Here is a 24,843-nt window from a genome sequence, read left to right on the forward strand (position 1 = left end):
GGCTACCCCTTCGCCACGGCCTCCGGCTCCGGCGGGACGTGCGGCCCGCCGGCCGGTCGCTCGTCGCCGCGGCCCGGCCACCACGCCTTGTGCCCGATCAGCGCGGTCAGCGCTGGCACGAAGAACATCGACATGACGAACGCCGACAGCACGATGCCGATCGCCACCGCGAAGCCCATCTGCTGCAGGAACGAGATCGGAGCAAGCAGCAGCACCGCGAACGTCCCGGCCAGGATCAAGCCTGCTGCCGCGACCGTCGGGCCGGCGTGTTCGACCCCGATGGCGGCGGCCTGGTGCGGCTCATTGCCCTCCCGCGCCTCCTCGCGTAGTCGGGCGATCATCAGGATGTTGTAGTCAGTCCCGATCGCCACCACGAAGAGGTAAAGGATGATCGGCAGCTGGAAGGTGACACCGGGCTCGCCCTGCAACCCTTGGAAGAGGTAGACAGTGGCACCCAGCGTGGCGGCGAAGTTGAGCAGCACCGCTATCACGAGGTAGATCGGCGCGACCAGACTGCGCAGCAGCAGCGCGAGGATAAGCGCGATCAGGCCGGCCGCGACCGGCAGGATCACCGACAGGTCCCGGTTGTTGGCCGAGTTGATGTCCGCGAAGATCGCGGTGGTCCCGCCGACCAGCGCCCGGGTGCCCGGCGGGGCCGCCGCGTGCACGGCACTGCGCAAGTCGTCGCGGACGAGGGTGATCGCCTCGTTGGAGACCGGGTTCTCGTTGAGCAGCAGGTTGACCCGGGCCACACTCGGGTCGGTGCTGCGCTCCGGGGGCTGTGCCTGGCCCACACCCGGGGCTTTCGCCACGGCCGCCGCGAAGTCGTTGACCTGCTGCTCGTTCAACGGCGACCCGTTGCTGGTAGTCAGGTAGACCTCGGTAGGGGCGAGCGCACCGGCGGCGAACCCGCGCTGTAGGTCCTGTGCGGCCTTCGCCGACTCGGTGTCCTGCGGGAAGCCGGCGCTGAAGTCGTAGTCGGCCTTGTAGCCGAGCACGCCCGCGGCGAGCGCGACCAGGAGGACGCCGGAGGCCGCCGCGACAAGCGCCGGCCGGCGCCCGACCGTGTTGCCGAGCCGGTGCCAGATGGTGGCCTTGGGCGCACGCTGCCACGCCTTCGAGGGCCAGAAGACGTAACGGCCGAGCAGGGAGACGACCGCCGGGATGAGGGTGAGCGAGGTGACCAGCATGACGCCGACCGCGATCGCGAGCGCCGGACCGAGGGAGCCGAAGAAGCCCAGCGAGGCGAGGAGCAGCACGAGGAACGCGACGATGACCGCTCCGGCGGCCGAGGTGATGACCTCGCCGACCCGCTGGACGGTGACGATCATCGCGGTGCGCTTGTCGTCGCCGGCGCGCAGCCGCTCCCGGTAGCGGAAGAGCAGGAACAGGATGTAGTCCGTGCCGATGCCGAACAGCACGATCAGCAGGATCGTCTGCAGATCCTGGCTGACACTGAGGTCGAATGCCTTGCCTGCGGCGGCGACAAGACCCGTCGTGATGCTCAGGACGACGCCGACGACCACCACGGGCAGCAGCGCCGCGATGGGGCTGCGGAAGATGACGAGGATCAGTCCGATGATCAGGATGATCGTCGCGACGCCGACCACAGCGAAGGCGTTGTTGAAGGTGTCCTCGTTGTCGACGAAGCTCGCCACGTCACCGGCCACGCCTGCGGTCAGCCCACTGTTCGCTAGCTCCGGGCCGATGTCCGCGCGCAGGTCGCGCACGGCGTCGAGCAGTGCCGGGTCGTCGGGGGTGGGGGCGTCGAGCCCGACGTTGATGATCTGCACCGACTTGTCCGGTGCGACCGCAGGCGGGCCGGTCAGGTAGCCGGACGTGCGCGGGATGTTCTTGGCCTTGAGCGACTGGGCGAGCTGGCCCACCTTCGCCTCGTCCGCCGACGTGAGTTTCTGACCGTCGGCGCGCTTGACCACGATGGTCGCCGTCGCGGTGGCCTGCTGCGGGAACGCCTTCTGCCCCAGCTCGGTGGCCTGCACCGACTCGTACGAGCGAGGCAGGAAGCTTTCCTGGTCGGCGGAGGTGATGTCGCTCAGGGACGGTGTGGTGAGGATGATGGCGGCTGCCGCGACCACCCACCCGGCGATCACCCACCACGCTCTGCCCACGACGAATCTGCCCAGCCGCTCGAACATGGTTCCCCCCGTGTTTCCGGCACAACCGACGTCTGGTGGCCGAGGCGCCCACAGACGCCCCGATCACCACCCTGCGCTACCGACATGCAGCGTACCGTCACGCCTAATCCTTTTCGGACGCACGGGAGTGTCGGGCGCGTGCTTTTCAGCCTCGCCGCCGATGACCAGGCAGCCGTCCGGGTACCACACCTGGTGACTGATCACGCACTAGGTTGGGGGCATGGAGCAGCGGATCAGCCTGATCACCCTTGGCGTCAGCGACCTGGCGCGCGCCAAGGCGTTCTACGAGCACCTTGGCTGGCGTGGCCAGGAGGTTGAGGAGACGGTCTTCATCCAGGCCGGTGGCCTGGCGGTCGTTCTGTGGGGCCGCGACAAGCTCGCCGACGACGCCGGCATCGCCGACCCGGGCACCGACGGCTTCGGCGGGGTGGCCCTCGCCCAGAACGTCCGATCCCGCGAAGAGGTGGACGAGGTGATCACCACGGCCACCGAGGCGGGTGCCACGGTGACCAAGCCGGCCCGGGAGACCTTCTACGGCGGCTACGCGGGCTATTTCGCCGACCCGGACGGTCACCTCTGGGAGATCGCCTGGAACCCCGGCTTCACCCTCGCGGACGACGGCTCCCTCACCGTCCCCGACTTCAGCGCCACAAACTGAGCAAACCGCCGCGAGCACTGAAAGCCGCAAAACCCTTGATCAGGGCGCCGGAGATGGGCAGAGCAGCGGGTCCAGCAACGGCAGTTGAAGGGGATCCAGGCAGATCGCCAGCAGCCCCGGATCCGGCGAAGGCGTCGCGGTCGCCGTAACAGTCGGGGTCGGCGTCGGCGAGACCGACGCGACGGGCGGCGTCGGCAGGGCTGACGCGGGCGGGTCCGTGGTGGGGACCAGCCCAGGCGTCGGCAGCGAACTGGCCGATGGGGTCGGGACGACGGCTGGCGGCAGGGCCGGCGGCAGGGCCACCACGACAGTGGCTTCCGCCACTGTGGAGACAGCAAGCGGCCGAACGGACGACACGTTCGGTGGGCTCCACACGGCACTGTCGGCCGAGCCGACCCGCGACCTGGGCGCCACCGGCCCGACGGGACCGATCGGAACGAGGATCGCCCCAACCCTTGGCACGTCCAGGGCGACGATCTCCGCCGAGGGCACCGGCGCGCCAGGACCTGACGCGCCGGGCCCCAGAGCGCCCGGGCCGAGCGTCACGAACACCACTGCAGCGACGGCGGCAGCGCCGAGCGCCCGCCGGTCGGGGCGTACCGCGGTCAGCGGTGCGTCGTCGGGGTCCACCAACAGAAGGGGCGCAGGCGGGTCGGCTCGGTGCGCGGCCAGCAGCTCGTCGACCTGCGCGATGACGGCGGCACGATCGCCAGCAGCCGCGAGTGTGAGGTAGAAGCGGAAGTTCACCGAGGCATTCGCCGGGACCAGCAGCCCTTGGAGTCGGCCCCGGTCGGGCAGCAGGGTGACCGGCACGTCGGGGTGGTGGGCGGGGCCGACCAGGTCCGCGTACCGCCACTCGCGGCGGTGTTCACGGCCACCGAAGGCCACCCGCTGGCTGGTCACGACGGCCATCCCGATGTCGACGACACGCAGGCCCGCCGGCAGCGCCTCGCCCGAAGCCTCGGCGAAGGAACAGAAGCCGCCCGGCCTGGGCAGCCCGGGGATGTGCCGCGCCTCGGCCTCGACAAGCTGGGCGACGGGGAGGACGCGGAAGACGAGTTCGTCGTCGTCGAGGTCCACCGGTAGGCCGGTGCGGGGCTGCGTACACCCGAGGAAGCTGGCGGCTTCGATGCGGAGCCGGGCCAGGTGGTCGTCGCGGCGCCGCCACGCGTCGGTGGCGTCGCGGTACGCGCGCTGCCGGCGCTCGTTCTCGCGCTCGGCCCAGGCGATCCGCCAGGGGGCGCAGGACACAGAGGTCACTGTCACACGCGGTACAACCGCTCACGTACGTGACAGGCAACGCGACCAGGATCGATGCATCCCGTTGCGCCCGAAAGGAGAGTATTGACGGACACCAGAGTCGGTGCGGTGAAGCTAGCCTGCCCAGGACCCCGGCGGGCGAGGAGCTTCCTGATGCTTGATGACATGGGTGTGCTGCGGGACGCGGTACGCGACTATCGCCTCGCGGCGACGGCTGCCGGTCTCGACTGGCCCGACCTAGGCGAGTTGCCGACCGGGCAACCGCCGGACGTGGTCCACCGGATCTTCGGTGTGGACCACATCGCACAGCAGCTGACCTGGTTGCAGTCGCAGCGCTGGCCCGAGCGGCGGTTGCTGCCCAACGGCGGATGGCTGATGTCCTGGCCGGAAGGCCCGGACGCGCTGGACGATCTGGGGCTGGCGATCGGCACGCCGTTCCCCTGGCGGCAGCAACTGCCGCTGTTCCATTTCGAGTACGCCATCTTCACCTTCGTCCTGGCTAGCGAGCACGAGGGTGAGATCTGGCGCTACGAGATCTCGCCCGACGCGTGGGACTCGGTGCGTGCCGCCACCAGCCTGGCCACTCTGTTCGACCAGTGGACCCAGGGCATCGCCGCCGGTCTGATCGTCTACGAGGGCGAGTACAACAAGTGGCTCCAGATCGAGGACGCGGACAGCGTGAACCGCGTTTCCGGCCTGGATCCGCTGGCCTTCCCGATCGCCCCGGTGGAGGAGACGCTGCTGCGGGCGCGGCAGCGCGAATGCGGGGTGAACATGTCCGTCGTCGAGGACGGCTTCGAACACAACGAGCAGTTGCTCGATGCCATCGACGCCGCCAAGGCGTCACTCGGCAGCGCGTAGCCCGGCGCCGGCGGCCGCTCCGGTGAGACCAGAGCAGCCGCCAGGCAAACAGGGAAGGCGAACTAGAGCAACTACGAGCGCAGCGAGGTGAAGAACTCCCTCAGCTCACCGGCGAGCAGATCCGGCTCCTCCAGCGGCATGAAGTGCCCGCCCCGGCCCGGCTCGCGCCAGTGCCGGATGTCGGTGCAGGCCCGCTCGGCGATCGAGCGGGGGAAGTTGATCTGCGAGGGTTCGGTGCTCACCGTGAACGCGGCGGGCACGGTGATCATTGGTCGTGGGGTGTTGTGGTCGAAGTCGGCGTACTGCCGGAACGACGAGCCGATCGTGCCCGTCACCCAGTACAGCGTGATGATGGTGAGCAGGGTGTCCCGGTCGATGCTGTTCGCCAGGTCACCGTGGTTGTCGCTCCAGTCCCGGTACTTGTCGACGAGCCACGCGGCCAGCCCGGCGGGTGAGTCGGCGAGCGCCGCGGCGAGGGTGTCCGGGCGGGTGCCCATGATGGCGCTGTAGCCGCCGTCGGTCTCGTCGTACGCGGCTTCGGCGTCGAGGTACGCCTGCTCGGCCGGCGACAGCGGGCGGGCGTCGAAGCTGGCCGGGAACGGCGGATGGATCATGTGGATGCCGGCCACCTGCTCCGGGTACAGGGCACCGAGCCAGCCGGTGACCACTCCCCCGACGTCGCCGCCGAAGGCGCCGTAGCGCTCGTAGCCCAGCACGTCGGTCATCAGCTCGTGCAGCGTCCGCGCCAGCAGCGCCCGGGTCACCGGCTCGTTCGGCGCCTCCGAGAAGCCGAAGCCGGGCAGTGAGGGCACCACCACGTCGAACGCGCCGCCGGGCCGGTCGGGATCGGTCAGCCGGTCGACCAGCGGCAGCATCTCGACGAAGCTGCTGGGCCAGCCGTGGCTGAGCAGCAACGGCAACGGCGCGGGTGCACCGGCCGGGCGTGCGGCCCGGACGTGCAGGAAGTGCAGCTTCCGGCCGCCGACGAGGGCCAGGTGCTGGGGGTACGCGTTGAGCCCGGCTTCACGAGCCCGCCAGTCGAACCCGCCCTGCCAGTAGGACACCAGGCCCCGCAGATAGTCGGGATCGACGCCGCCCTGCCACGGCCGGTTGCCGCTGCGGTCGGTGAATCGGGTACGGGCCAGTCGGGCCCGCAGGTCGTCGAGAACCGCATCGGGTACGTCGATGCGGAAGGAAGAGAAAGACATTTGTCCTCCGAGAAAGGAGGGCGCTCCCCGACGTGAGAGGTCAGCTGAGGGGGACGGCCGAGAAGAGCGCCCAGGAATGATGATGGGTGTTCACCGGGCTCACCTCCTCCTCGTGGCTGACGAAGATCATCCTACCCGTTCACCGGCTCGGTCAGGAAGTCGATGATGAGGCGGTTGCACAGGTCGGGCTGGTCGGCGACGGTCAGCGTGGGTTCCTCGCGGTGCATGCGGTCCAGCTTGTCCTTGACGATCGGGAACTGCTGCGGCCCGTCCGGGGACACCTCGCCGTGGTACTGCACGAAGAACTCGACGGTTTCCTCGTCCAAGTCGATGGCGCCGTCGATCCAGCCGTCGTGGTGGAACACGCCGGCGGCGAGCACCAGCCGGCGGACCAGGTCGGGGCGGCGCAGTGCCACCAGCAGCGCGACCGGAGTGCCGTCGCTGTGCCCGACCAGGTACGCCGGCTCGCCGACCACCCGCTCCAGGAAGGCGATGGTGTCCTGAGCCATCAGCTCGTAGCTGATCGGGCCGTCGACGTCGGGGGTGCGTCCGTGCCCACGGCGGTCCGCCCGGATGTGATGACTGTGAGGCATCAATATGCCGCAGAGGCATCACACCTGTCCGACACTGTCGCGCGCCGTGCCGCCGCACCGGCAGATCTGGGCGGCGGCACGCGAGCGGTCGGGTCAGGCCGGTTGGCCGGGCTCGGGCGCCTCGTAGACCCGACGGATGTCGACCTCCACCTCACCGATCGTCTCGGCGAAGACGTCGGCGAACCGTCGCCCCCACTCCAGGGCCTCCTCGTGGGAGCGCACGTCCACCAACGCGAACCCGGCGATCAGCTCCTTGGTCTCGGTGAACGGCCCGTCGGTGACAGTGGTCTTACCGCCGCTCACGGTGATCCGGGTGGCGTCGGTGGCGGTCGGGCAGAGCCCTTCGGCGGCGACCAGGATTCCGGACTGCGCGACCTCCTTCATGAAGGCCTCCATCCGGGCGACGAACTCCGCGCTCGGGTTGAATGCCTCCGGCAGGGTCTCGTCGAGCTTGTGCATCATCATGTAGCGCATCGGTCGGTCCTTCCGTTGTCGAATAACAGTGGTCAGTTGGCGAGTTGCCGGCCGCAGAGTGTGGTCAGCCAGCCGAAGACGACGACGCAGGCAAGTGCCATCCGGACGCTGAGGTTGTCCTGGTCGGGCCAGGCCAGGATCGCGACGACAGCCAGCGCGCTACCGACGGAGAATGCCGCCCAACCACGCTGTCCGGCCCGCCACCCGGCGCGGGCGAAGACCAGGCAGGCGATGGGTAGCGAGCCGAAAGCGAGCGCCGCGCCCACGCCATGGCCGACGGCGTGCCAGCTCACGGTGTCGGGCGTGCCCTCCGGCGCGCCGGCCGGCCAGCCCATGCTGGGGTCGGAGACCAGCACCCCACCGATGATCAGGCCGAGGCCGTGCACGGCGATCAACGCCGGCCCCCACGTTCCCCCCGGCTCGCCGCGCAGCACCCGGCGCAACCCGACCGCGCCGGCCAGGGCGAGCAGCCCGGTCAGCACGAAGTTGGCGATCTGGATCCAGCCCAGATCACCCAGCGCCAGCAGGCTGAGCGGCTGCCGGCTCAGGTCGAACCCGTCGCGGGTGAGCACCTGAGCGGCGGCCACCACCACGAAGAGCGGGCCGGCTACGACTCCGCCGGCCAGCAGCGCCCTGGTCGTCGTACGCCGGGAGTCGACGCCCGCCACTGGGGATCCTGCGCTCATCACGTCCGTCGTCATGTCGATCTCCTTGTCTCTGCCGGCCGTTCGCCGGTCCGCGCGTGCCGGTTCGAGCCGGCTCCCACTGACGCGTCGAGCGACCGGCGCGGGATACGACATGACGTTCGGAAAATTTTCAGCCGGTTGGCGCGACGCCGCGGGCGCAGTCGGCGGCACGGGCGCGGAGCAGCGCGCGTTCGCGTTCGTTGCCGGTCAGCTCGGCGGCCCGTTCGAACTCGGCGCACGCCTGGTCGTAGCGGCCCAGCTTCGCCAGCAGGTCGCCGAGGACGCTGGGCAGCAGGTGGTAGCCGGCCAGCGCCGGCTCGTCGACCAGCGCCTGGGCCAGTTCCAGTCCGGCGGCCGGGCCGTCGGCGAAGGAGACCGCGACGGCCCGGTTCAGCTCCACGACCGGCGACGGTACGACTCGGGCCAGCTCCGCGTAGCCGGCCGCGATCCGCGCCCAGTCCGTCTCCTGCGGGGTACGCGCCCGAGCGTGACAGGCCGCGATCTCCGCCTGGAGGGTGTACGGGCCGGGTGCGCCCTCGGCGGCTCGGGCCCGGTCGAGGGCGGCCAGACCCCGACGGATCAGTATCCGGTCCCAGCGCTCCCGGTCCTGGTCCATGAGCAGGATCGGCTCCCCGGTGGGGCCGACCCGCGCGGCGGTGCGGGAGGCCTGGATCTCCAGCAACGCGGCGAGCCCATGCACCTCCGGTTCGTCCGGCATCAGCCCCTGCAGGACGCGGGCCAGGCGTAGCGCATCCGCGCAGAGGGCAGGGCGCATCCAGTCGCCTCCGGCGGTCGCCGAGTAGCCCTCGTTGAAGATGAGGTAGATCACCTCCAGCACCGACGCGAGCCGTTCGCCGCGCTCGGCGGCGCCGGGCACCTCGAATGGCACCTTCGCCTCGGCGAGGGTCTTCTTGGCTCTGGTGATCCGCTGCGCGACGGTCGTCTCGGGCACCAAAAAGGCCCGCGCGATCTCCTCGGTCTTCAGACCGCCGAGCATGCGTAGCGTCAGCGCCGCCCGTGCCTGCGGCGACAACACCGGGTGGCAGGCGGTGAAGACCAGCCGCAGCAGGTCGTCGTCGATCCTCTCCTCGAAGGCGGCGTCGAAGTCGGGGGTGAACTGCTGGTCGCCGAGGTCGCGCCCGAGATCGGCGACCCGGCGTTCCAGCAGATTCCGGCGGCGCAACGCGTCGATCGCCCGCCGCTTGCCGACAGTGGTCAGCCAGGCGCCCGGGTTGGCCGGCACGCCGTCGCGCGGCCACTGTTCCAGTGCGGCCACCAGAGCGTCCTGAGCCAACTCCTCGGCCCAGCCGATGTCACGCACCAGGCTGGCCAGCGCCGCGATCACCCGTCCGGCCTCGATCCGCCAGACCGCCTCGACCGTGCGGTGCACCTGCTCGTCCCCCATGACCGCCCATCACAGCAGGCTGGTCCCGTTGGGACAAGGAAGGCCGCGTCAGCCGGCTCGCCGACGGTACGGCTGCGGGCCGTGGGTCGGAAACCGCGACTGGGTACGCGGTGGGTACGCCTCGCAGTGCTCGGCCCAGTGCTCGGCGGCGGTGGCGAGGGCGTCCGCGGAGATGGTGAGGATCAGCGGGTAGATCGCTGTGGACGGGCGGCGCATCCACGGTGGCAGCGACTCGGCGGAGAACTCCACGATCAGCTCCAGCCGGCGGCGGCGCAGCACCCGGCTGCGCAGGGCCAGGTTGGGTTCGGTGAAGCGCACCATCGCCGGTGGCGCGCTCAGCCCGAGGGCGGCGGTGGCCTGCCCGTGCAGCCAGCCGCCGAGCGCGCGGGCCTCCTCGACCATGAGGCTCGGGTAGTGGTGTGACCAGGTCTGGCCGTCGGCGGTGCGGGCGTCCACCTCGATGAGCAGCCAGTCGTGCCAGCCGGGCGTGGCCCCGTCGGGGTCGTCGGGCGGGTCGATGCCAGGCTGGTAGCCGACGGGGCGTACCCGCACCCGAGCGCCATCGTCAGACCGGATCTCCACTCGATCATTCTGGCCGAGTGAAGCGGACTTCAGCCCCCGAATCGGTCACTTCGTGATGGTCCGCCGCACGCCCTGGTGCTCGGCGCAGGCGTTGGACCGACCGCCGGCCAGGCTCACCGAACCGTCGCGGCACTGCACGAGGTAACCGCGTCCGGCCCAGAACTCCGGTACGCAGTCGAACCAGTCGCACACCTCGGCGGCCGGCTTGCGGATCCGCGTGCCGCCACAGAAGCCGTACCCCAGTGGGTTCTCCGGCGCCCCGCAGCGCGGGCCCTGGGTGGCGCTGGGCGACGGGCGCGGGGACTTCGTCGGCTTCGGCGGCGGGGTCTTCAGCGCGAGCGCCGGGCCGGCCGGGCGGATCAGCCCGGGTGCCCCGCTGGTGGTGGGTGCCGGGGTGGCGGCGGCGGCGACCTCCGCGCCACCTGTCGGGTCGGACGGGTCCGACTCGATCAGCGCCGCCGGCACCAGCAGCGCGATGGCCGCCGCCACCGCGATGGTCCTGCGGCCACCCGGCACCCGCGCGGAGAACCGGGCCTGCGCCGGGGTGTTCACTGCCGGCCGGAACGGCTTGAGCTGGGCGTGCTCGGCGATCAGCTCGTCGAGTTGGGCGATCACCGCGGCGCGCTGTTCGATCGCGTCGGCGAAGGCCAGCGTGAGCTTGAACCGGAAGTCCGGCGCGGCGTTGGTGGGCAGCAACAACCCGGAGGTACGCCGCCGGTCCAGCACCTGGATCAGTGTGACCGGCGCCGCCGGGTCGTGGGCCAGGCCGGTTATCCGGCCGTACGCCCAGTCGCGCCGGCCCCGCCCGCCGAGCAGCACGAGTCGACGGCTGGTGATCACGGCCATGCCGGCGTCGGTGACGCGTACGCCGTCCGGGCGGCGCGGGCGCAGCGGCCCGGTTCGCGGGGCGACAGCGAGGTCCGGCGCGGGCAGCACCGTGGTGTGCCGTACCTCGACCAGTTGCGCCGCGGGTAGTGCCCAGAGCACCACCTCGTCGGCGGCCAACTCCAACGCCAGCCCGGCGCCTGCGGCTGCCGAGCCCTGGAAGTCGGCGGCCAGGGCGCGTAGCCGCCGTAACTCGTCGTCGCGTCGCCGCCACGCCGCCTCAGCGCCGCGGTACGTGCTGACCCGCCGCACGTTCTGCCGGTGCGCCCACCGGTACCGCCATGTGGAACCCGTCGAATCAGTCTTCGCCACGCCGACCCCTTCGCCGCGCTGGCCACCAATCTGGGGGTGTCACGAGGTTTAACAGGTCCGGCGCGGCGCCCGGACACGCCGAATCGGGCGAACTACCCGATCGGCGGAGCAACCAACACGATAGGGCGATACTCTTGCGTCGATTCACGTTTCCTGAGGGGGTGACGGTCGTGCCGGCAGTCACGCTGCCCGGGGTCGTGATCGGGGTCGACATCGGCACCACCAGCACGAAGGCCGTCGCGTACGACACCGACGGGCGGCAGCTCGGCAGCCACCTGGTCGGCTACCCGCTCGACAACCCGCAGCCCGGCTACGCCGAGCAGGACCCGCAGCTCATCCTCGAAGCCGTGTTCAAGTCGATCAGCATGGTCGTGGCCGAGCTGGTCCAGCCGGTGGCCGGGCTGTCGTTCGGCTCCGCCATGCACAGCCTGATCGGGTTGGACCGGGACGGCAATCCGCTCACCCCTTCGGTGACCTGGGCCGATTCGCGGTCCACCCGGCAGGCCGAGCGGTTGCGGGCGGTGCCGTCGGGGCTGGCTTTACACCGGCGTACCGGCACGCCGATGCATCCGATGTCACCGCTGCCCAAGTTGCTCTGGTTCGCCGAGCAGGAGCCGAAACTCTTCGAGCGGGTGACGCACTGGGTGGGCATCAAGGACTGGGTGCTGCTGCGGCTCTGCGGCGCGCTGGTCACCGACCACTCGATCGCCTCGGCCACCGGCCTGCTCGACATTCACAAGCTGGAGTGGGACCGCGAGGCGCTGACCATCGCCGGCATCACAGCGGAACAGCTCCCGCAGCTCGTCGCCACCACGGCCGTGCTGCCCAACCTGATCCCGCAGGCCGCGGCCGAGACCGGCCTGCCGGAGCGCACCCCGGTGGTGGTCGGCGCTGGCGACGGACCGCTGGCGAACCTGGGCCTGGGCGCTGTGCACCCCGGCATGGTGGCCTGCTCGATCGGCACCAGCGGGGCGATGCGGGTGATGGTCGAGCGGCCCGGCGTGGACCCGCTCGGCGGGGTGTTCTGCTACGCGCTGACCGAGCAGCGTTGGGCGGTCGGTGGCGCGATCAACAACGGCGGCATCGTGCTCAAGTGGGCCGGCGCGGCGCTCGCCCCCGATTTGGGCGAGCACTCCGAGGAGGACCTGGTCGCCCTGGCGGCCCGCGCGCCGGTCGGTTCGGGTGGGCTCATCATGCTGCCGTACCTGCACAGCGAACGGGCACCGCACTGGAGCGCCCTGCCGCGCGGCGCGTACGTGGGGTTGACCCACGCACACCGCCGCGAACATCTGGTGCGGGCCGCGTTGGAGGGCGTCTGCCAGCAGCTCGCGCTGGTGCTCAGCTCGGTGCGCGCGGCCGGCAACGAGGTCCGGGAGGTCCGGGCCGGCGGCGGCTTCGCCCGCAGCGGCCTGTGGCGGCAGATGCTCGCCGACGCCCTCGGCCTGCCGGTGAGCTTCCCGGCAGCGCACGAGGGGTCGAGCTTCGGCGCCGCGCTGCTCGGCATGGAGGCGCTCGGGCTGATCCCGAGCATCGACGTCGCCGCCGACCTGGTGCGGATCGAGGAGACGGTCCGTCCCGACCCGGCAGCCGCCGCCACCTACGCGGCGCTGCTGCCGCTCTTCGCCGAGCTGTACGAGGCCCTCACGCCGACCTTCGCCTCGATCCGTCGGATGGCACCCGGCCTGCCCACCGGACCCCTGCCGCCGACGTGACAGGTGCCGGCTCGCCGTCGGGTCAGGGTGCCTCGACGCCGGCGATCAGGTAGCGCTGCACGTCGGCGTCGAGGATGGCCGCTTCCTGCGCGTCCTCCGGCCCGGAGCCACGGAACGCGGCCAACTGCTCCGCGGACTCCCACCGTTCGTAGACGTGGATCCGGCCGGGCTCCAACGGGTCGGCCGCCAGCAGGAAGTCGAGGCAACCTGCTGTCGCGCGGGCCTGCGCGATGACCGGGCCGCAGCCCGACAGGTAGGCGTCGCGGCTTTCCGGTTCGACATGCAAGCTGCCTGCGATGATCAACACGGTGGGGCCTCCAGGAGTCGAGGTTGCTGATGAGCATGATGCCTGTGACTCATCATGATGTCTCTGTGTCATCACCCTCGTCAGGACATCGCCGCCCAGACGGGTGACAGGGGTCCCGCCGGCCTCACCCGCCACCAGGGCTTCATATCGTGCAAACGTGAGAAAAAGCGACAAGAGGCGCTCATTTTCCCTGCTGGGGAACTCTGCCCGCGTACCCCTGAAGTGGCTGTCGGCGGCGGTCGCGCTCGCGGTGGTCGCGACGACCGGGCCGGCCACCGCGGACGGCCCGGGACGCGAGCCCGCCGCGGAGAGCCACGAGCCCGGGGTGGACCCGACGCCGGAGCGCCCGCCGACCAGCGAGGTGTCCTGGCTGTCGTTTCCCGGCGGGGTGTTCGCTGTCGACTCGCTCGGGCACACCGTGCGCTACCGCGCCTGCGACGGCGACACCGGTCGGGTCGCCGACCCGACCATGCGGGTCGCCGCCGGGGTGGCCAGCGGCGCAGTCGTCGTCGGAGGGACTGCCTACCGCTACCGGGTGCCGTTGGTCGGGCGCAGCGAGGGCACGCTGGAGGTGATCCAGCGGCACCGCCCGCCGACGACGCTGACCGGTGTGGTGGTCACCAGCCCGCAGCCACCCACCGACCCGGTCGCCGGGGCCCGGCTGTTCCCGCTCAGCGGGCAGCTCGCCCGGGTGGTCGCCGACGCGAGCCTCAACCCGGCCGGGGTCACCGTCCGCGACCTGTCCGGCCGCTACGGCGACCAGCAGATCGCCGTCAACGGATCGTTGCGCCCCAAGGCGGCCAGCGTCATCAAACTGTGGATCCTCGTCGAGCTGCTGCGTCGCGTCGACTGTGGACAGGTCTTCCTCGACGACGGGGTACTGGTCACCCCGGAGGACGTGGTCGGCGGCACCGGTCAACTGCAGTTCGAGACGTTCCCACAGGTGGTCACAGTGCGCCGACTCGCGCAGTACCTGATCAAGTACAGCGACAACGTGGCCGCGAACGTGCTGATCACCTACCTGGGTGGGTTCGCCCCGGTCAACGCGCTGATCGACTCGATGAACCAACGCTCCACCATCCTGGCCCGCCGGATGCTCGACAGCGCTGCGGCGCAACGCGGCGAGGAGAACTACACGAGCCCGGACGACGTGGTTACACTGCTCGGCGCGGTCTGGGACGGCGAGATCCTCACCCCCGCCTCCCGCGACCTGATGATCGGGTTCATGCGGGAACAGACCCTGAACACGAAGATCCCGGCCGCGTTGCCACCGGGCGTGCCGGTCGCCCACAAGACCGGTGACCTGCCGGACGCCTCACACGACGTCGGCTACTACCTGATCCCCGGCACCGAGACGGCCGTCGCGTTCCTCACCGCCGGCCCCATGGCCACCGGCGACGAGACGGTCCGGCGGATGGCCCGCACCGTCTACGACTTCCTGGTCACCCCGGTCGACGGGGCGGTCGAGGAGTGAGCCGACCTCAGGCGCCGGGAATGTTCGCCGGCGGGTCCTCGCCCACCAGGTCGGCCGCCGGCGGGTCCGCCGACACCGGCAGCCCGAAGTCCGAGTACGTCAGATCGAGCTGGGCGGTCTGCGACTGCTCGCTGGCCAACTCGATCCGGTAGCGGACCAGCCGACCCTGCTCGTCCACGGCCGCGGTGAACGGCACCGCACCGGCCCGCTCCCCGAGCACACTGCCGACGCCGCTGCCCAGCACCGCGCCGCTCTGGCGCAGATCCAGCGTGCCCGCGTACTCCCGCTCGCCGGTCAGCCGAACCCCCGCCGGCGCGCCCAACGTGCTGGCCAGCCGGGTGTTGTCCAGGCCCTGCTTGGCCGCCGGCGCGCCCGGGGCGCCGACGTGCCACCAGGTCTTGCCGTCCCAGACCGGCACACGGCGGTCCGGGGCGGTGACCCGCACGTACACGTCCGGCCCGGTGGTCAACCGCTCGATCTTCACCACACCGCTGGGCACCTTCAGCGAAGTGGTCTCCAGACCACGCTTCGCCTTCGGGTCCCACAGCAGCACAGTGGCGTCGCCGTCCGTACCGCCGGTGCCGACTGTCAGCTTGTACGCCTGCTCGTCGGCCTTCGCGGCTGCGGCCTTCAGCACACCGACCGGGTCGGTGCTCGCCGACGCCGCCGGACGACCCGCGTCCGGTTCGTCGTCGCCGGCGGCGACCATCGCCCACGCCCCGGCGCCGACAGCCACCACGAGCACGGCGACAGCGGCGATCAGCTTCGGTTTCTGCACTGTCATCTCCCCCGGGCGGTGCGGTCCGGCCAGACTAGCCGGACCGCACCCCGTCACGCCCGGCTGATCGCGTTGGCGTGGATCGCCTCGTGCAGGTACGCGGCCAGCCCCGGGGCGATGTTCTCGTAGTACGCGGTGAACCGCTCGTCGGCCAGGTACATGTCGGCCAACCCGGTCTGCATCTCGTACGAGCACTCGTAGAACCAGCGGCTGATCAGCTGCCGGTGCTCCTCGGCCAGCTCCATCGCCTCCGGGCTGTCCGCCGGCACGCCCGAGGCCAGCACGGCGACGATCCGCCGACCCCAGTCCTCGTTCTCCGCCTTGTGCCGCAGCCAGTCGTCCTTGGTGTAGCTGGCGGCCCGCCGGTTCGACTCCCGGTACGCGTCGGTGTCACCCCACCGCCGCTCCGCCTCGGCCTGGTGCTCCTCCGGGTCGACGTCACCGAAGACCTCGAACCGCTCCTCCGGCGTGAGTTGGATGTTCATCTTGCTCGCCTCCATCGCGAACTCGATCGCCGTGACCATCTCCTGCAACCGCTTGAGCCGTACCGTCAGCAGTTCGTGCTGCCGGCGCAGATGCGCGGCCGGGTCGGCCGCCGGGTCGTCGATGATCGCGGTGATCTCCTCAAGCGGGAAACCAAGCTCCCGGTAGTACAGGACGAGTTGCAGCCGTTGCAGGTCCGCGTCGTCGTAGCGGCGGTAACCGGCCGAGGTGCGCCCGCTGGGCGAGAGCAACCCGATCTCGTCGTAGTGGTGCAGCGTCCGCACCGTCACGCCGGCCACCTTCGCAACCTGACCCACCGCGTACGCCATGGTCCCCCTCCCTTCCGGGAACCAGGCTCCTGCCTGCCGTTACGTGAGAGTCAACTCCGATTCTGACCCACCATCGCGGGGGCGTCCGGCCGCCCGTACAGATAGCCCTGGCCGCGGGGGCAGCCGATCGCGGCGACCGCCTCGTGCTGACGCTCGGTCTCCACCCCCTCGGCGACCACAGCCAGGTCGAACGCGCCGGCCAGGCGGGTGACCATCTCCACCGTGGCGTACGCCCGGTCGTCGGTGCCCAGTCGGGCCACGAACGACCTGTCGATCTTCAGCTCGGTGGCCGGGATGCGGTGCAGGTAGCTCAGCGACGAGTAACCGGTGCCGAAGTCGTCGATGGCGATCCGGATGCCCAGCTCCCGGAGTTGGTGCAGCCGCTCCAGCACCGCCTCGGTGCCCTCGATCAGCGCCGACTCGGTCAGCTCCAGGGTCAACGCCCGCGGTGCCAGCCCGGCGGCGCTGGTGGCCGCCGTGACAGTGGCGATCAGGTCCGGCCGGCGCAGGTGCGCGGCGGCGATGTTCACAGCGACTGTCGCCTCCGGCGCCCGGCCCCGCCAGGTCGCGGCTGCCCGGCACGCCTCGTGGATCACCCAGCGGTCGATCGGCAGGATCAGCCCGGTCTCCTCGGCCAGGGGCAGGAACTTCGCCGGCGGCAACATCCCCAGCCGAGGATGCCGCCAGCGCACCAGCGCCTCGGCGCTGCGCACCGCGCCGGTGGCCAGGTCGACGATGGGTTGGAACTCCAGGTGCAGCTGGTCCTCGTCGACAGCGCGGCGCAGGTCGGCGATCAACTCGGCGCGGGAGACGGCCGACTCACGCAACGCCGGCGTGCACGTGCGGTACGCGGACTTCCCGGCCGCCTTGGCCGCGTACATGGCGATGTCGGCGTCGCGCAGCAGGTCGGTGTGGGAGGCGTGCTGCGGGCCGTACTCGGCGATGCCGATGCTCGCCGACGGGTGCACCCCGACGTCCTCCTCGTCGTCGGAGGGCCGCAGCGCGTCCAGCAGCCGCTCGGCGAGCCGTTCGGGTGACACCGGCCGTTCGCCGTCGACAAGTACCGCGAACTCGTCGCCGCCGAGCCGGGCGATGGTGCCGTCGCCGTTCACGGCGGTGTGCATCCGAGCCGCGAGCCCGGTCAGCAGGGTGTCGCCGGTGGCGTGCCCGAACCGGTCGTTGACCTGCTTGAAACCGTCCAGGTCGAGCAGCAGCACGGCCACCGGTCGCCCGTCGCGCAGGGCCAGGCGCAGCCGCCGGTTGAACAACAGCCGGTTGGGCAGCCCGGTGAGTTGGTCGCCGTACGCGAGCCGGCGCAGCCGGGCCACCAACCGGAGGTTCTCGTTGGCGGCCAACCCCTGCCGGACGGCGAGGGCGGCCAGCAGCACCATCATGGTCACGAACACGAGCTGCGGGGTCTGCCCGGTGGGCCGACGTGCCAGCACCACAGCGATGATCGCCCCACCCACCGGCAGGTACGGCAGCGCCACCCGCCACCACGGCGGCAGCGGCGACTCGGCGGTGTCGTCGGTGCCGTCGCAGTCCGGGGGCGGCGGGTTGCGGGTGGCCAGGCCGATCAGCAGGTAGCTCAATGGCCAGCACAGGTCGATCGGGTGACCGGCGGTGTAGTCGGCGCGGGCGACCAACGACACGTAGACGACGTCGGCGACGACCCGCAGCGTGAGGCTCGCCGCCAGGACGGTCATCGGCCGCCACATCGGTCGGGCCGGCCCGGAGACCGCGACCAGGATGGTGAGCTGCATCAGGTCGAACATCGGGAAGAGCAGCCCCAGCGTGCGCGCCGGGTCGGCCAGCTCGGCGGCGGCGACCCCCCGGAAGACCAGCACCCAACCGATCGGCACCAGGGCCAGGGCGACGATCACCCCGTCCAGCAACGTACGGGCCCGCCCGACCGCGGTCCTCGGTGCGGACGGCGAGCTGAGCAGCGCGGCGGTGCCGGTCAGGATGCCTGCGGTGAACACCACCCCGACCACCGGCGTGTGCGGCAGGTCGTCGCCGACGAGCCGCTGCACCGTCCAGATCGCCCGGCCGATGGCGGCGAGCGCCATGGTGAGGGCGAGCAGCGTCCAGAACCGGCGCAGCGGCGCCGGATGCCGACGGGAGACCCCGACGCACGCGAGCGTCGCCCAACCGGCGACCAGCATCGCGCCGATGTCGCTGACCAGCGCGGCGCCGGGCAACGCGGCGACCAGCCAGCCCGCCTCCAGCAGGATGACCGCAGCCGCGACGAACGCGCCGGCGGGGTTCAGCGTCCCCGCAGCCTGCTTTCCGTCCTGTCGGGACACGGTCGCTCCGGCTCTTTCGTCGTGCGTGCACCCTCGGCGGCGCCGGTCCACGGCAAACCCCGAAAGCCTAACCAGCGCCCAGAAACGCCGCCAGAGCCGAACGTTCACCCCGCTGCGGCTCCGGCCGTGGGCCCCGGCCTCCGGACTCGGTCAAGGTCAGCGGCCCGCGGATCGGTTCCAGGGTGAACGGGGCAGTGCGGTGCCGGCCAACGGACGGCGGGCGCGGCGGCGTCTGCGCCGGCCAGGGGTGCAGGGCGGGCGGGCAACTGTGTGCACGGCCACGTCGGCCGAGGACGTTGGTCGGCCGATCAGCCAGCAGAGGAAGCGTTCCATCGTCGGGTCAGCCGACCGGGAGGCGCTCGGCGTCGGACCGGGAGATCTCGTACTCCGCACCGCAGAACGTGCACTGCTGCGCGTACCGGGTGCGGATGGGAATGAGGGGGATGAAGAAGAGGGTGAATTTCGTCGAGCGGCGGGTGATCACCTGCGCGGCCTGGTTGCCGCAGTGGCGGCAGACCTGCTGCACGACACCGGACCGGTCGACCTTGGTACGCAGACCAAAGATGAAGAACATCGCCCGGCAGTACCCACTCGACAGCGAAAAGTCACCAGATCCCGCCAGCGGATCGCCGAGACCCCGCGCCCACCCACACAAGATCGTGCTCGACCCGGGATGTAGTGGCCTCCGGGGTGAATGAGGCCACTACATCCTGGATCGAGCACGATCAGGGCGAGACGATCAAGACGAAACGCTCAGCTGGCCGGCGCGGGCTCCAGGCCGGGGATCTCCTCGGCGATCCAGATCGGCTGCCAGTTCGGCACCTCGTGGAAGCGGCGCAGCTCGAACAGCCCGGCAACCGACCCGCTCCAGGCCCCGTACGGGGGGTTGGCCTCGTCGAAGCCGCTCTGCACGAAGGTCAGCGTGGTCCGGCCACCGGACTCGGCCAGCTCCCAGCTCGTCACGCCGGTCGGGCCCCAGTCGACGGACATCCGCCGGCCGGGCTCCAGGTCGACGACCTTGGCCGCGTAGCCGTTCTCGAAGCCGCCCATGGCGTACCGGCCGCCGACCCAGGGCTCAATGCCGATCGGGTAGCCGAACCAGGCGCTGGCCTGCTCGGAGTTGGTCAGCGACTCCCACACCTTGTCGGCGGGGGCAGCGATGACCAGCTCACCGCGCAGGTCGGCGGAGGTGAAGTCGGTGCGCGGCAGCAGCGGCTTGCCCTCCACGTGGGCGGCCAGGTTGGCGATGGACAGCGCCCAGTACGTCTGGAGCACGCCCCGGATGGTGGAGCCGCTCATCGCCTCGGCGAAGTCGAAGTGGCTCTGGATCAGCGTCAGCACGGTGCTGTCGGTGCCCTCGGCGGTCAGCTGGAGTTCGGTGGTGGTCTCCACACCGTCGAGCAGCCAGCCGAAGCGCAGCGTGTCGTCGTCGGCGTGCAGCAGCCGCTGGTGCGGGGTGTCGCCCTCCGGCGTGTAGCGGCCCCAGAACTCGTACCGCTGGGGCAGCTCGACCTCGGCGTGCTCGGCCAGCCAGAGACGCAGCTCGGCCGGATCGGTCAGGGCCTGGCGGACGCGCCCGACGGGCGCGGAGAGACGGGCCTGGACCTTCATCGGCTCACTCATTGTCGTTCCCTTTCGGATAGCAGGCGACGGCCAGCTTGAAGGCATCTCCTTCGCTGCCGCCGTAGCGGGTGAACAACTCCTGAAGTGCGGTTTGCAGGTCGTGCAGGAACTGCTGGCGCTGCTCGGCCGGCACCCGGATCTCGCCGGAGACCCCGATCGAGGGCAGCTCGGGTGCCGCCCGGTCCAGGCCGGCGATGTCGGCCTGGACCTCCTCCATCAGGTCGAGCAGGTAGCCCAGGCTCAGCTCGTCGCGGGCCCGGCGCAGGCCGATCCGGCCGACGAGCCGCGGGGAGAGCCAGTAGGACCGGGCGGCGGCCTGGTAGATGCCTTCGGTGATGCCGCGGACCTTGCGTTCGTTGACCAGCTCGACGAGGCCGGCCGCGACGAGCTGCTTGACGTGGTAGTAGACGCGCTGTGGCGTCTGGTCGAGTCGGGCCGCGACCTCGGTGCAGGTGTGCGGCTCGGCCAGTTGCCGCAGCACCTCGACGCGCTGCGGCTTGAGCAGGACTTCGGCCTGCTCGATCTGCTCCAGGTACAGGACATCTCTCATGGCAAAATCAGTTTGTACGTACAAAACATCTTTGTCAATCGCTTCGCGAGAAGCCGCGCCGACTTTCTCGACGCGGCCTCAGGCGGCGCTCAGCGGGTGATCAGGGCAACCAGTCCGGTCGCAGCGGGTAGCCGCTCACGCCGTTCGGGCCGTTGTGGGTGGCCAACACCTGGTGCAACTGGATGCCGTTGCGTTCGAACGCCATCCGCGACCCGGCCATGTAGAGCCCCCACACCCGGGCGGTGCCCGCGCCCACCTCCGAGACGCAGAAGTCCCAGTGCTCGACCAGGTTGCGGCACCAGGCGGCCAGCGTCAGCGCGTAGTGCTGGCGCAGGTTCTCCTCGTGGTGCACCTCGAACCCGGCGTCGTGCACCTCACTGATCAGCCGACCCGGACCGGCCAGCTCACCGTCCGGGAAGACGTACCTGTCGATGAAAGCGCCCGAGCGGTGCGGCGCGCGGTTGTCGGCGCGGGTGATGCAGTGGTTGAGCAACCGCCCGCCCTGCCGCAGCCGGCTGCGCAGCGCCCCGAAGTAGGCCGGGTAGTTGCGCACCCCGATGTGCTCGGTCAACCCGATCGAGGAGATGGCGTCGAACTGCTCGGCCGGCGCGTCCCGATAGTCCAGGTATCGCACCTCCGCCAGCTCGCTCAACCCCTCCCGCTCGATCGCGGCCTGCGCCCACTGCGCCTGCGCCTGCGACAGGGTCACCCCGAGGGCCTTGACGCCGTACTCGCGGGCGGCGTGGCGCACCATGCCACCCCAGCCGCACCCGACATCCAGCAGCCGCATCCCCTTCTTCAGGGCCAGCTTGCCGGCGACCAGGTCGTACTTCGCCGCCTGGGCCTGCTCCAGCGTGTCGTCCGGAGACCGGAAAACCGCACAGGTGTACGTCATCGACGGGCCCAACACCTTCTCGTAGAAGGCGTTGGAGACGTCGTAGTGGTGCGAGATGGCAGTGCTGTCGCGCACCCGCGAGTGCCGCAGCCCGTTCATCACCCGCTTCCACCGAGGCTGCGCCTCCTGCGGCGGTGCCGGCGGCGGCATCAGCCGCTCCCAGCCCAGCCCCCGGACCAGCGCCAGCCCCTCGGCCAACGACGGTGGGCGTAACCGCAACTCGTCCTTGAGCACCCGCAACGCCTCGTACGGGTCACCCGGGTGCACGCCCTGCAACGCCAGGTCACCACTGACGTACGCCCGGGCCATGCCCAGGTCACCGGGTGCGGTGAGCAGGTACGACAGCCCACGCTCGGAATGGATCGCCAGGGTGATGCCGGCATCGGACGGGCCGACGGCGCTGCCGTCGTACCCAGTGATCCGCACCGGCAACGGCCCAGTGGTGACCGCGCGGATGACATCCGCGACGGTCGGACCCGTGGGCCGGCCCCCCGCCGGTGGGGTGGCGGGGACGCTCGCCGCCCCCTGATCTCTGTCGGTCAGGCTCATGCTCGTGCTACCGCCTTTTCGTACAGTCCCGTCAGCCGGTGGTCCGGGTCGTAGCGGTCTTTCACCGCGCGCCACGTGTCGCCGCCGTAGAGGCGATCGAAGGCGTCCCGGTCGTAGTACGCGTCGGAGTAGAGCGACTTGTGCCCGCCCGACTCCGACACCCTGCGTTCGATCGTGCGGTTGACGTCGCCGTCGGCGGCGCCCGGCGCGACCGGCACGCTCCCCCAGAACCCGATGTTGACGTAGTCCTGCCCGGCCCGCAGCGGATATAACGGCCAGGACCGCGCCGAGCCGGGCCCCGCCGGCTCACGCAGTCGCAACGGGCACAGCCACACCGGGTTCATTCCCACAGCGCCGGCGAACCAGCGCAGGAAGTCGGCAGTACGGTCCAGCGGGATCTCCACGTCCTGCACGACCCGCTCCCGGGCCGGTTGCCCGCGCAGCCGGTCGATCCGGGCCGCCACCTGGTGGCGGTGCTCCAGCCGGACCAGTCGGTGGTAGAAGTCGCTGCGCCGGTAACGCGCCGGCCAGAGCCTGCGCACGACCGGGTGCTGCGCGCCGAACGCCGCCGAGCACCAGAACCAGTCGGTGTCCCAGCGCCACAGATAGTCGTACGCGGTGAGCACGTCGCGGGTGCGCTGGCGCAGCGACCGGTAGTAGATCGCCTGACCGGTGTAGTCGCTGGGCGGGTCGGCCGCGTCGGTGAACGTCGCGAAGGTCAGGTACGCCTCGCCGGGGCTGAACATCACCCCGTCCATCGCGTCCACCGGTTCGCCGGCCCAGGACCGGGTGGCGGTCACCTCCGCGATCGCGTCGGTCAGCGCCTCCAGTTGGGTGAACCGGACGTTGCGCAACGCCACGTACCGGCCGACCGGTTGCAGCTCGATGCGCAGCCGGGTGGCGTAACCGAGGCTGCCCAGCGAGTTGGGGAACGCGGCGAACAGCTCGGCGTGCTCGCCGTCGGGTCGGGCGGTGACGATCTCGCCGGAGCCGGTGAGCACATCCAGCTCCTGGACCGACTCGTGCGGCAGGCCGTTGCGGAACGAGGTCGACTCGATCCCGAGGCCGGTCACCGCACCGCCCAGCGTGATGGTGCGCAACTGCGGCACCACCAGCGGCATCAGCCCGTGCGGCAGTGTCGCGTCGACCAGGTCCTCGTAGGTGCACATGCCCTGCACGTCGGCGGTACGGCCGGTCGGGTCGACCGACAGCACGCCGTTGAGGCCACTCACGTCGAGCCCCGGAGTCCGGGGAGCGGACCGGGGGCGGAACAGGTTGGAGGTGCGTTTGGCCAGCCGGACAGGCTCGCCAGTGGGCACCGCGGCGTACGACCGTCGCAGCGTGTCCACCGCTTGATCATGGTCAATGGGGTGATCCACACGCTCAGCGCGCATGTGATCACCTTACGCTCGCCGTTTGGAAACCGTGGGATGTCGGCGGTGGCAGTTTCCCGTCCGGTGGCAGGCCCGACGGCTACCGTGGCGGGCATGCCATCGCCAGCGATCACCGCCCTGGACGCCGCCCAACTGCCGTATCGGCTGGTCAGCCACGGTGCGGTCGGCAGTCTCGCGGAGGCCGCCGCCGCCCGGGGCGTGGCCGTTCCCGACGTGGTCAAGACGATAGTGGTCCGGCGCGGTGGCAACGATCACCTGTTCGTGCTGACCCCCGGCGACCGGGTCATCTCCTGGCCCAAGCTGCGCACCCTGCTCGGGGTGCACCGGCTCTCCATGCCGGACGCGGCCGGCGCCCTGGCCGCCACCGGTTACGAACGCGGCACCATCACCCCGTTCGGCGCGAGCACGGCCTGGCCGGTGGTCGCCGACGAGCGACTGCGCGGCCGGGAGATCACCCTGGGCGCCGGCGAGCGTGGTCTCGCCATCGCTGTCGACGCCGACGCCGCGATCGCCGCCCTCGACGCCACAGTCGCCGACGTCACCGATCCGCAGCCCACCCGCTGAGCCTCGCCAACCGCCGCACCGCCGGGCTGGCTCCGGCGCGACGTCGTGGGTGAGGATGGCGCGTATGTCCGCGCCCGAGGAACGCCCCGACCCCGCCGGCACCGTCTACGGCGGTCACCGGGCACCGCGCTCCGGCCCGCTGGCCGATCCGTTGCTGCGGGTCGCGGTGGCGGTCGGGGCCGTCGGCGTACTCCTGGGGGTCGTCTTCGCCACCGGGCTGCTCGACGGTGACGACGAGCCGGCGGTGCCGGCGTCGGTCGGTACGCCGTCCAGCGCGGCGCAGCCCAGCGAATCGGCCGGCGAGCCGAGCCCCACCGCACCGACCGCGCCGTCACCGACCCCGTCGGCCAGCACGCCGGCCGCCCCGCCCACCGGGCCCCGTGTGCTGCGCGCCGCCTCGGGCCTCTGCCTGGGGCTCGACGGTGACGGCGAGAAGGCCGAGGCCGAGTTGGCAGTGTGCAACGGCGCCCCGGAGCAGCAGTGGGTGGTCAGCCCGGCCGGCACGGGCGTGCTGACGTTGACGAACGCCGCGTACGGGCAGTGCCTCGACGTCGAGGGCGGCAGTGGGGACGACGGTGCGCGGTTGCAGCAGTTCCCCTGCCACGGCGAGGCCAACCAGCAGTGGCGGTTCGGCGGAACGGGCACCAGTGCGGTGCTGCTCGTCGCCGCGCACAGCAATAAATGCGCCCAGGCCGACGACGACGCCGTCGAGGCCGGCGAGGACATCCGGCAGCGACAGTGCGACGGCCGGCCGGCCCAGCAGTGGACACTGAGCTGACCGGCCGACGCGTCGCTGTTG

24 protein-coding genes are annotated in these 24,843 nt (G+C 71.1%); 6 read left to right on the top strand and 18 right to left on the bottom strand.

Annotated elements, in window-relative coordinates:
- Nucleotides 1-2: 2 nt before the first annotated feature.
- Nucleotides 3-2,129, bottom strand: a complete 2,127-nt coding sequence (locus tag NIE79_RS06455) for an MMPL family transporter (protein WP_238677676.1) — start codon at nucleotides 2,127-2,129, stop codon at nucleotides 3-5.
- Nucleotides 2,130-2,376: 247 nt separating this feature from the next.
- Between NIE79_RS06455 and NIE79_RS06460 the strand changes: the two genes are divergently transcribed.
- On the top strand, nucleotides 2,377-2,814 hold the full coding sequence (locus NIE79_RS06460) for a VOC family protein (RefSeq protein WP_238677677.1): 438 nt from the start codon (nucleotides 2,377-2,379) through the stop codon (nucleotides 2,812-2,814).
- A gap of 39 nt (nucleotides 2,815-2,853) precedes the next feature.
- Here the strand turns inward: NIE79_RS06460 and NIE79_RS06465 are convergent, their stop codons facing one another.
- On the bottom strand, nucleotides 2,854-4,074 hold the full coding sequence (locus NIE79_RS06465) for a hypothetical protein (protein ID WP_238677678.1): 1,221 nt from the start codon (nucleotides 4,072-4,074) through the stop codon (nucleotides 2,854-2,856).
- Nucleotides 4,075-4,227: 153 nt separating this feature from the next.
- Here NIE79_RS06465 and NIE79_RS06470 point away from each other — a divergent pair, with 153 nt between their 5' ends.
- On the top strand, nucleotides 4,228-4,935 hold the full coding sequence (locus tag NIE79_RS06470; protein ID WP_238677679.1) for a hypothetical protein: 708 nt from the start codon (nucleotides 4,228-4,230) through the stop codon (nucleotides 4,933-4,935).
- 71 nt (nucleotides 4,936-5,006) lie between these two features.
- Here NIE79_RS06470 and NIE79_RS06475 read toward each other — a convergent pair whose 3' ends face one another.
- From NIE79_RS06475 to NIE79_RS06505, 7 genes are all read right to left on the bottom strand, one after another.
- The gene (locus NIE79_RS06475) at nucleotides 5,007-6,143 is read right to left on the bottom strand and encodes an epoxide hydrolase family protein (protein WP_238677680.1); all 1,137 of its coding nucleotides are present in this window, start codon (nucleotides 6,141-6,143) and stop codon (nucleotides 5,007-5,009) included.
- Nucleotides 6,144-6,274: 131 nt separating this feature from the next.
- A complete protein-coding gene (locus NIE79_RS06480) occupies nucleotides 6,275-6,736 on the bottom strand; it encodes an alpha/beta fold hydrolase (RefSeq protein WP_238677681.1) in 462 nt (153 codons plus the stop codon).
- A 93-nt stretch (nucleotides 6,737-6,829) separates the two neighbouring features.
- Nucleotides 6,830-7,210, bottom strand: a complete 381-nt coding sequence (locus NIE79_RS06485; RefSeq protein WP_238677682.1) for a YciI family protein — start codon at nucleotides 7,208-7,210, stop codon at nucleotides 6,830-6,832.
- Between the two features lie 32 nt (nucleotides 7,211-7,242).
- Nucleotides 7,243-7,911: a DUF998 domain-containing protein gene (locus NIE79_RS06490; RefSeq protein ID WP_238677683.1), complete on the bottom strand. Its 669-nt coding sequence runs from the start codon at nucleotides 7,909-7,911 to the stop codon at nucleotides 7,243-7,245.
- Between the two features lie 115 nt (nucleotides 7,912-8,026).
- On the bottom strand, nucleotides 8,027-9,301 hold the full coding sequence (locus tag NIE79_RS06495) for an RNA polymerase sigma factor (protein ID WP_238677684.1): 1,275 nt from the start codon (nucleotides 9,299-9,301) through the stop codon (nucleotides 8,027-8,029).
- A gap of 48 nt (nucleotides 9,302-9,349) precedes the next feature.
- Nucleotides 9,350-9,883 (bottom strand): WapI family immunity protein, encoded by a 534-nt coding sequence (locus NIE79_RS06500; RefSeq protein ID WP_238677685.1) that lies wholly within the window; start codon nucleotides 9,881-9,883, stop codon nucleotides 9,350-9,352.
- 45 nt (nucleotides 9,884-9,928) lie between these two features.
- On the bottom strand, nucleotides 9,929-11,080 hold the full coding sequence (locus tag NIE79_RS06505) for a DUF3761 domain-containing protein (protein WP_238677686.1): 1,152 nt from the start codon (nucleotides 11,078-11,080) through the stop codon (nucleotides 9,929-9,931).
- 170 nt (nucleotides 11,081-11,250) lie between these two features.
- On the opposite strand from NIE79_RS06505, the gene NIE79_RS06510 reads away from it, so the two are divergent.
- Complete coding sequence (locus NIE79_RS06510) at nucleotides 11,251-12,792, top strand: gluconokinase (RefSeq protein WP_238677687.1); 1,542 nt, start codon at nucleotides 11,251-11,253, stop codon at nucleotides 12,790-12,792.
- Between the two features lie 22 nt (nucleotides 12,793-12,814).
- On the opposite strand, the gene NIE79_RS06515 is transcribed toward NIE79_RS06510, so the two are convergent.
- A complete protein-coding gene (locus NIE79_RS06515) occupies nucleotides 12,815-13,099 on the bottom strand; it encodes a putative quinol monooxygenase (RefSeq protein WP_238677688.1) in 285 nt (94 codons plus the stop codon).
- A gap of 157 nt (nucleotides 13,100-13,256) precedes the next feature.
- Between NIE79_RS06515 and NIE79_RS06520 the strand changes: the two genes are divergently transcribed.
- Nucleotides 13,257-14,573, top strand: a complete 1,317-nt coding sequence (locus NIE79_RS06520) for a serine hydrolase (protein WP_238677689.1) — start codon at nucleotides 13,257-13,259, stop codon at nucleotides 14,571-14,573.
- A 7-nt stretch (nucleotides 14,574-14,580) separates the two neighbouring features.
- Here NIE79_RS06520 and NIE79_RS06525 read toward each other — a convergent pair whose 3' ends face one another.
- From NIE79_RS06525 to NIE79_RS06560, 8 genes are all read right to left on the bottom strand, one after another.
- Complete coding sequence (locus NIE79_RS06525) at nucleotides 14,581-15,351, bottom strand: hypothetical protein (RefSeq protein ID WP_238677690.1); 771 nt, start codon at nucleotides 15,349-15,351, stop codon at nucleotides 14,581-14,583.
- 53 nt (nucleotides 15,352-15,404) lie between these two features.
- Nucleotides 15,405-16,163, bottom strand: coding sequence for a MerR family transcriptional regulator (locus tag NIE79_RS06530; protein ID WP_238677691.1), 759 nt, complete (start codon nucleotides 16,161-16,163; stop codon nucleotides 15,405-15,407).
- Between the two features lie 50 nt (nucleotides 16,164-16,213).
- Nucleotides 16,214-18,469: a putative bifunctional diguanylate cyclase/phosphodiesterase gene (locus tag NIE79_RS06535; protein WP_238677692.1), complete on the bottom strand. Its 2,256-nt coding sequence runs from the start codon at nucleotides 18,467-18,469 to the stop codon at nucleotides 16,214-16,216.
- Between the two features lie 340 nt (nucleotides 18,470-18,809).
- Complete coding sequence (locus NIE79_RS06540) at nucleotides 18,810-19,043, bottom strand: zinc-ribbon domain-containing protein (RefSeq protein ID WP_030331435.1); 234 nt, start codon at nucleotides 19,041-19,043, stop codon at nucleotides 18,810-18,812.
- Nucleotides 19,044-19,222: 179 nt separating this feature from the next.
- A complete protein-coding gene (locus tag NIE79_RS06545) occupies nucleotides 19,223-20,092 on the bottom strand; it encodes an SRPBCC family protein (protein ID WP_238677693.1) in 870 nt (289 codons plus the stop codon).
- Nucleotides 20,085-20,642: a winged helix-turn-helix domain-containing protein gene (locus NIE79_RS06550; protein WP_238677694.1), complete on the bottom strand. Its 558-nt coding sequence runs from the start codon at nucleotides 20,640-20,642 to the stop codon at nucleotides 20,085-20,087. The genes NIE79_RS06545 and NIE79_RS06550 overlap by 8 nt, the downstream gene beginning before the upstream one ends.
- 100 nt (nucleotides 20,643-20,742) lie before the next feature.
- A complete protein-coding gene (locus tag NIE79_RS06555; protein WP_238677695.1) occupies nucleotides 20,743-22,086 on the bottom strand; it encodes a class I SAM-dependent methyltransferase in 1,344 nt (447 codons plus the stop codon).
- Nucleotides 22,083-23,480: an FAD-binding oxidoreductase gene (locus tag NIE79_RS06560; protein ID WP_238677696.1), complete on the bottom strand. Its 1,398-nt coding sequence runs from the start codon at nucleotides 23,478-23,480 to the stop codon at nucleotides 22,083-22,085. The genes NIE79_RS06555 and NIE79_RS06560 overlap by 4 nt, the downstream gene beginning before the upstream one ends.
- A gap of 93 nt (nucleotides 23,481-23,573) precedes the next feature.
- Between NIE79_RS06560 and NIE79_RS06565 the strand changes: the two genes are divergently transcribed.
- Nucleotides 23,574-24,044: an aminoacyl-tRNA deacylase gene (locus tag NIE79_RS06565; RefSeq protein WP_238677697.1), complete on the top strand. Its 471-nt coding sequence runs from the start codon at nucleotides 23,574-23,576 to the stop codon at nucleotides 24,042-24,044.
- A 64-nt stretch (nucleotides 24,045-24,108) separates the two neighbouring features.
- Nucleotides 24,109-24,822 (top strand): RICIN domain-containing protein, encoded by a 714-nt coding sequence (locus NIE79_RS06570; protein WP_238677698.1) that lies wholly within the window; start codon nucleotides 24,109-24,111, stop codon nucleotides 24,820-24,822.
- Nucleotides 24,823-24,843: the final 21 nt, after the last annotated feature.

This window comes from Micromonospora trifolii, assembly GCF_022229005.1.
Taxonomy (GTDB): domain Bacteria; phylum Actinomycetota; class Actinomycetes; order Mycobacteriales; family Micromonosporaceae; genus Micromonospora; species Micromonospora trifolii.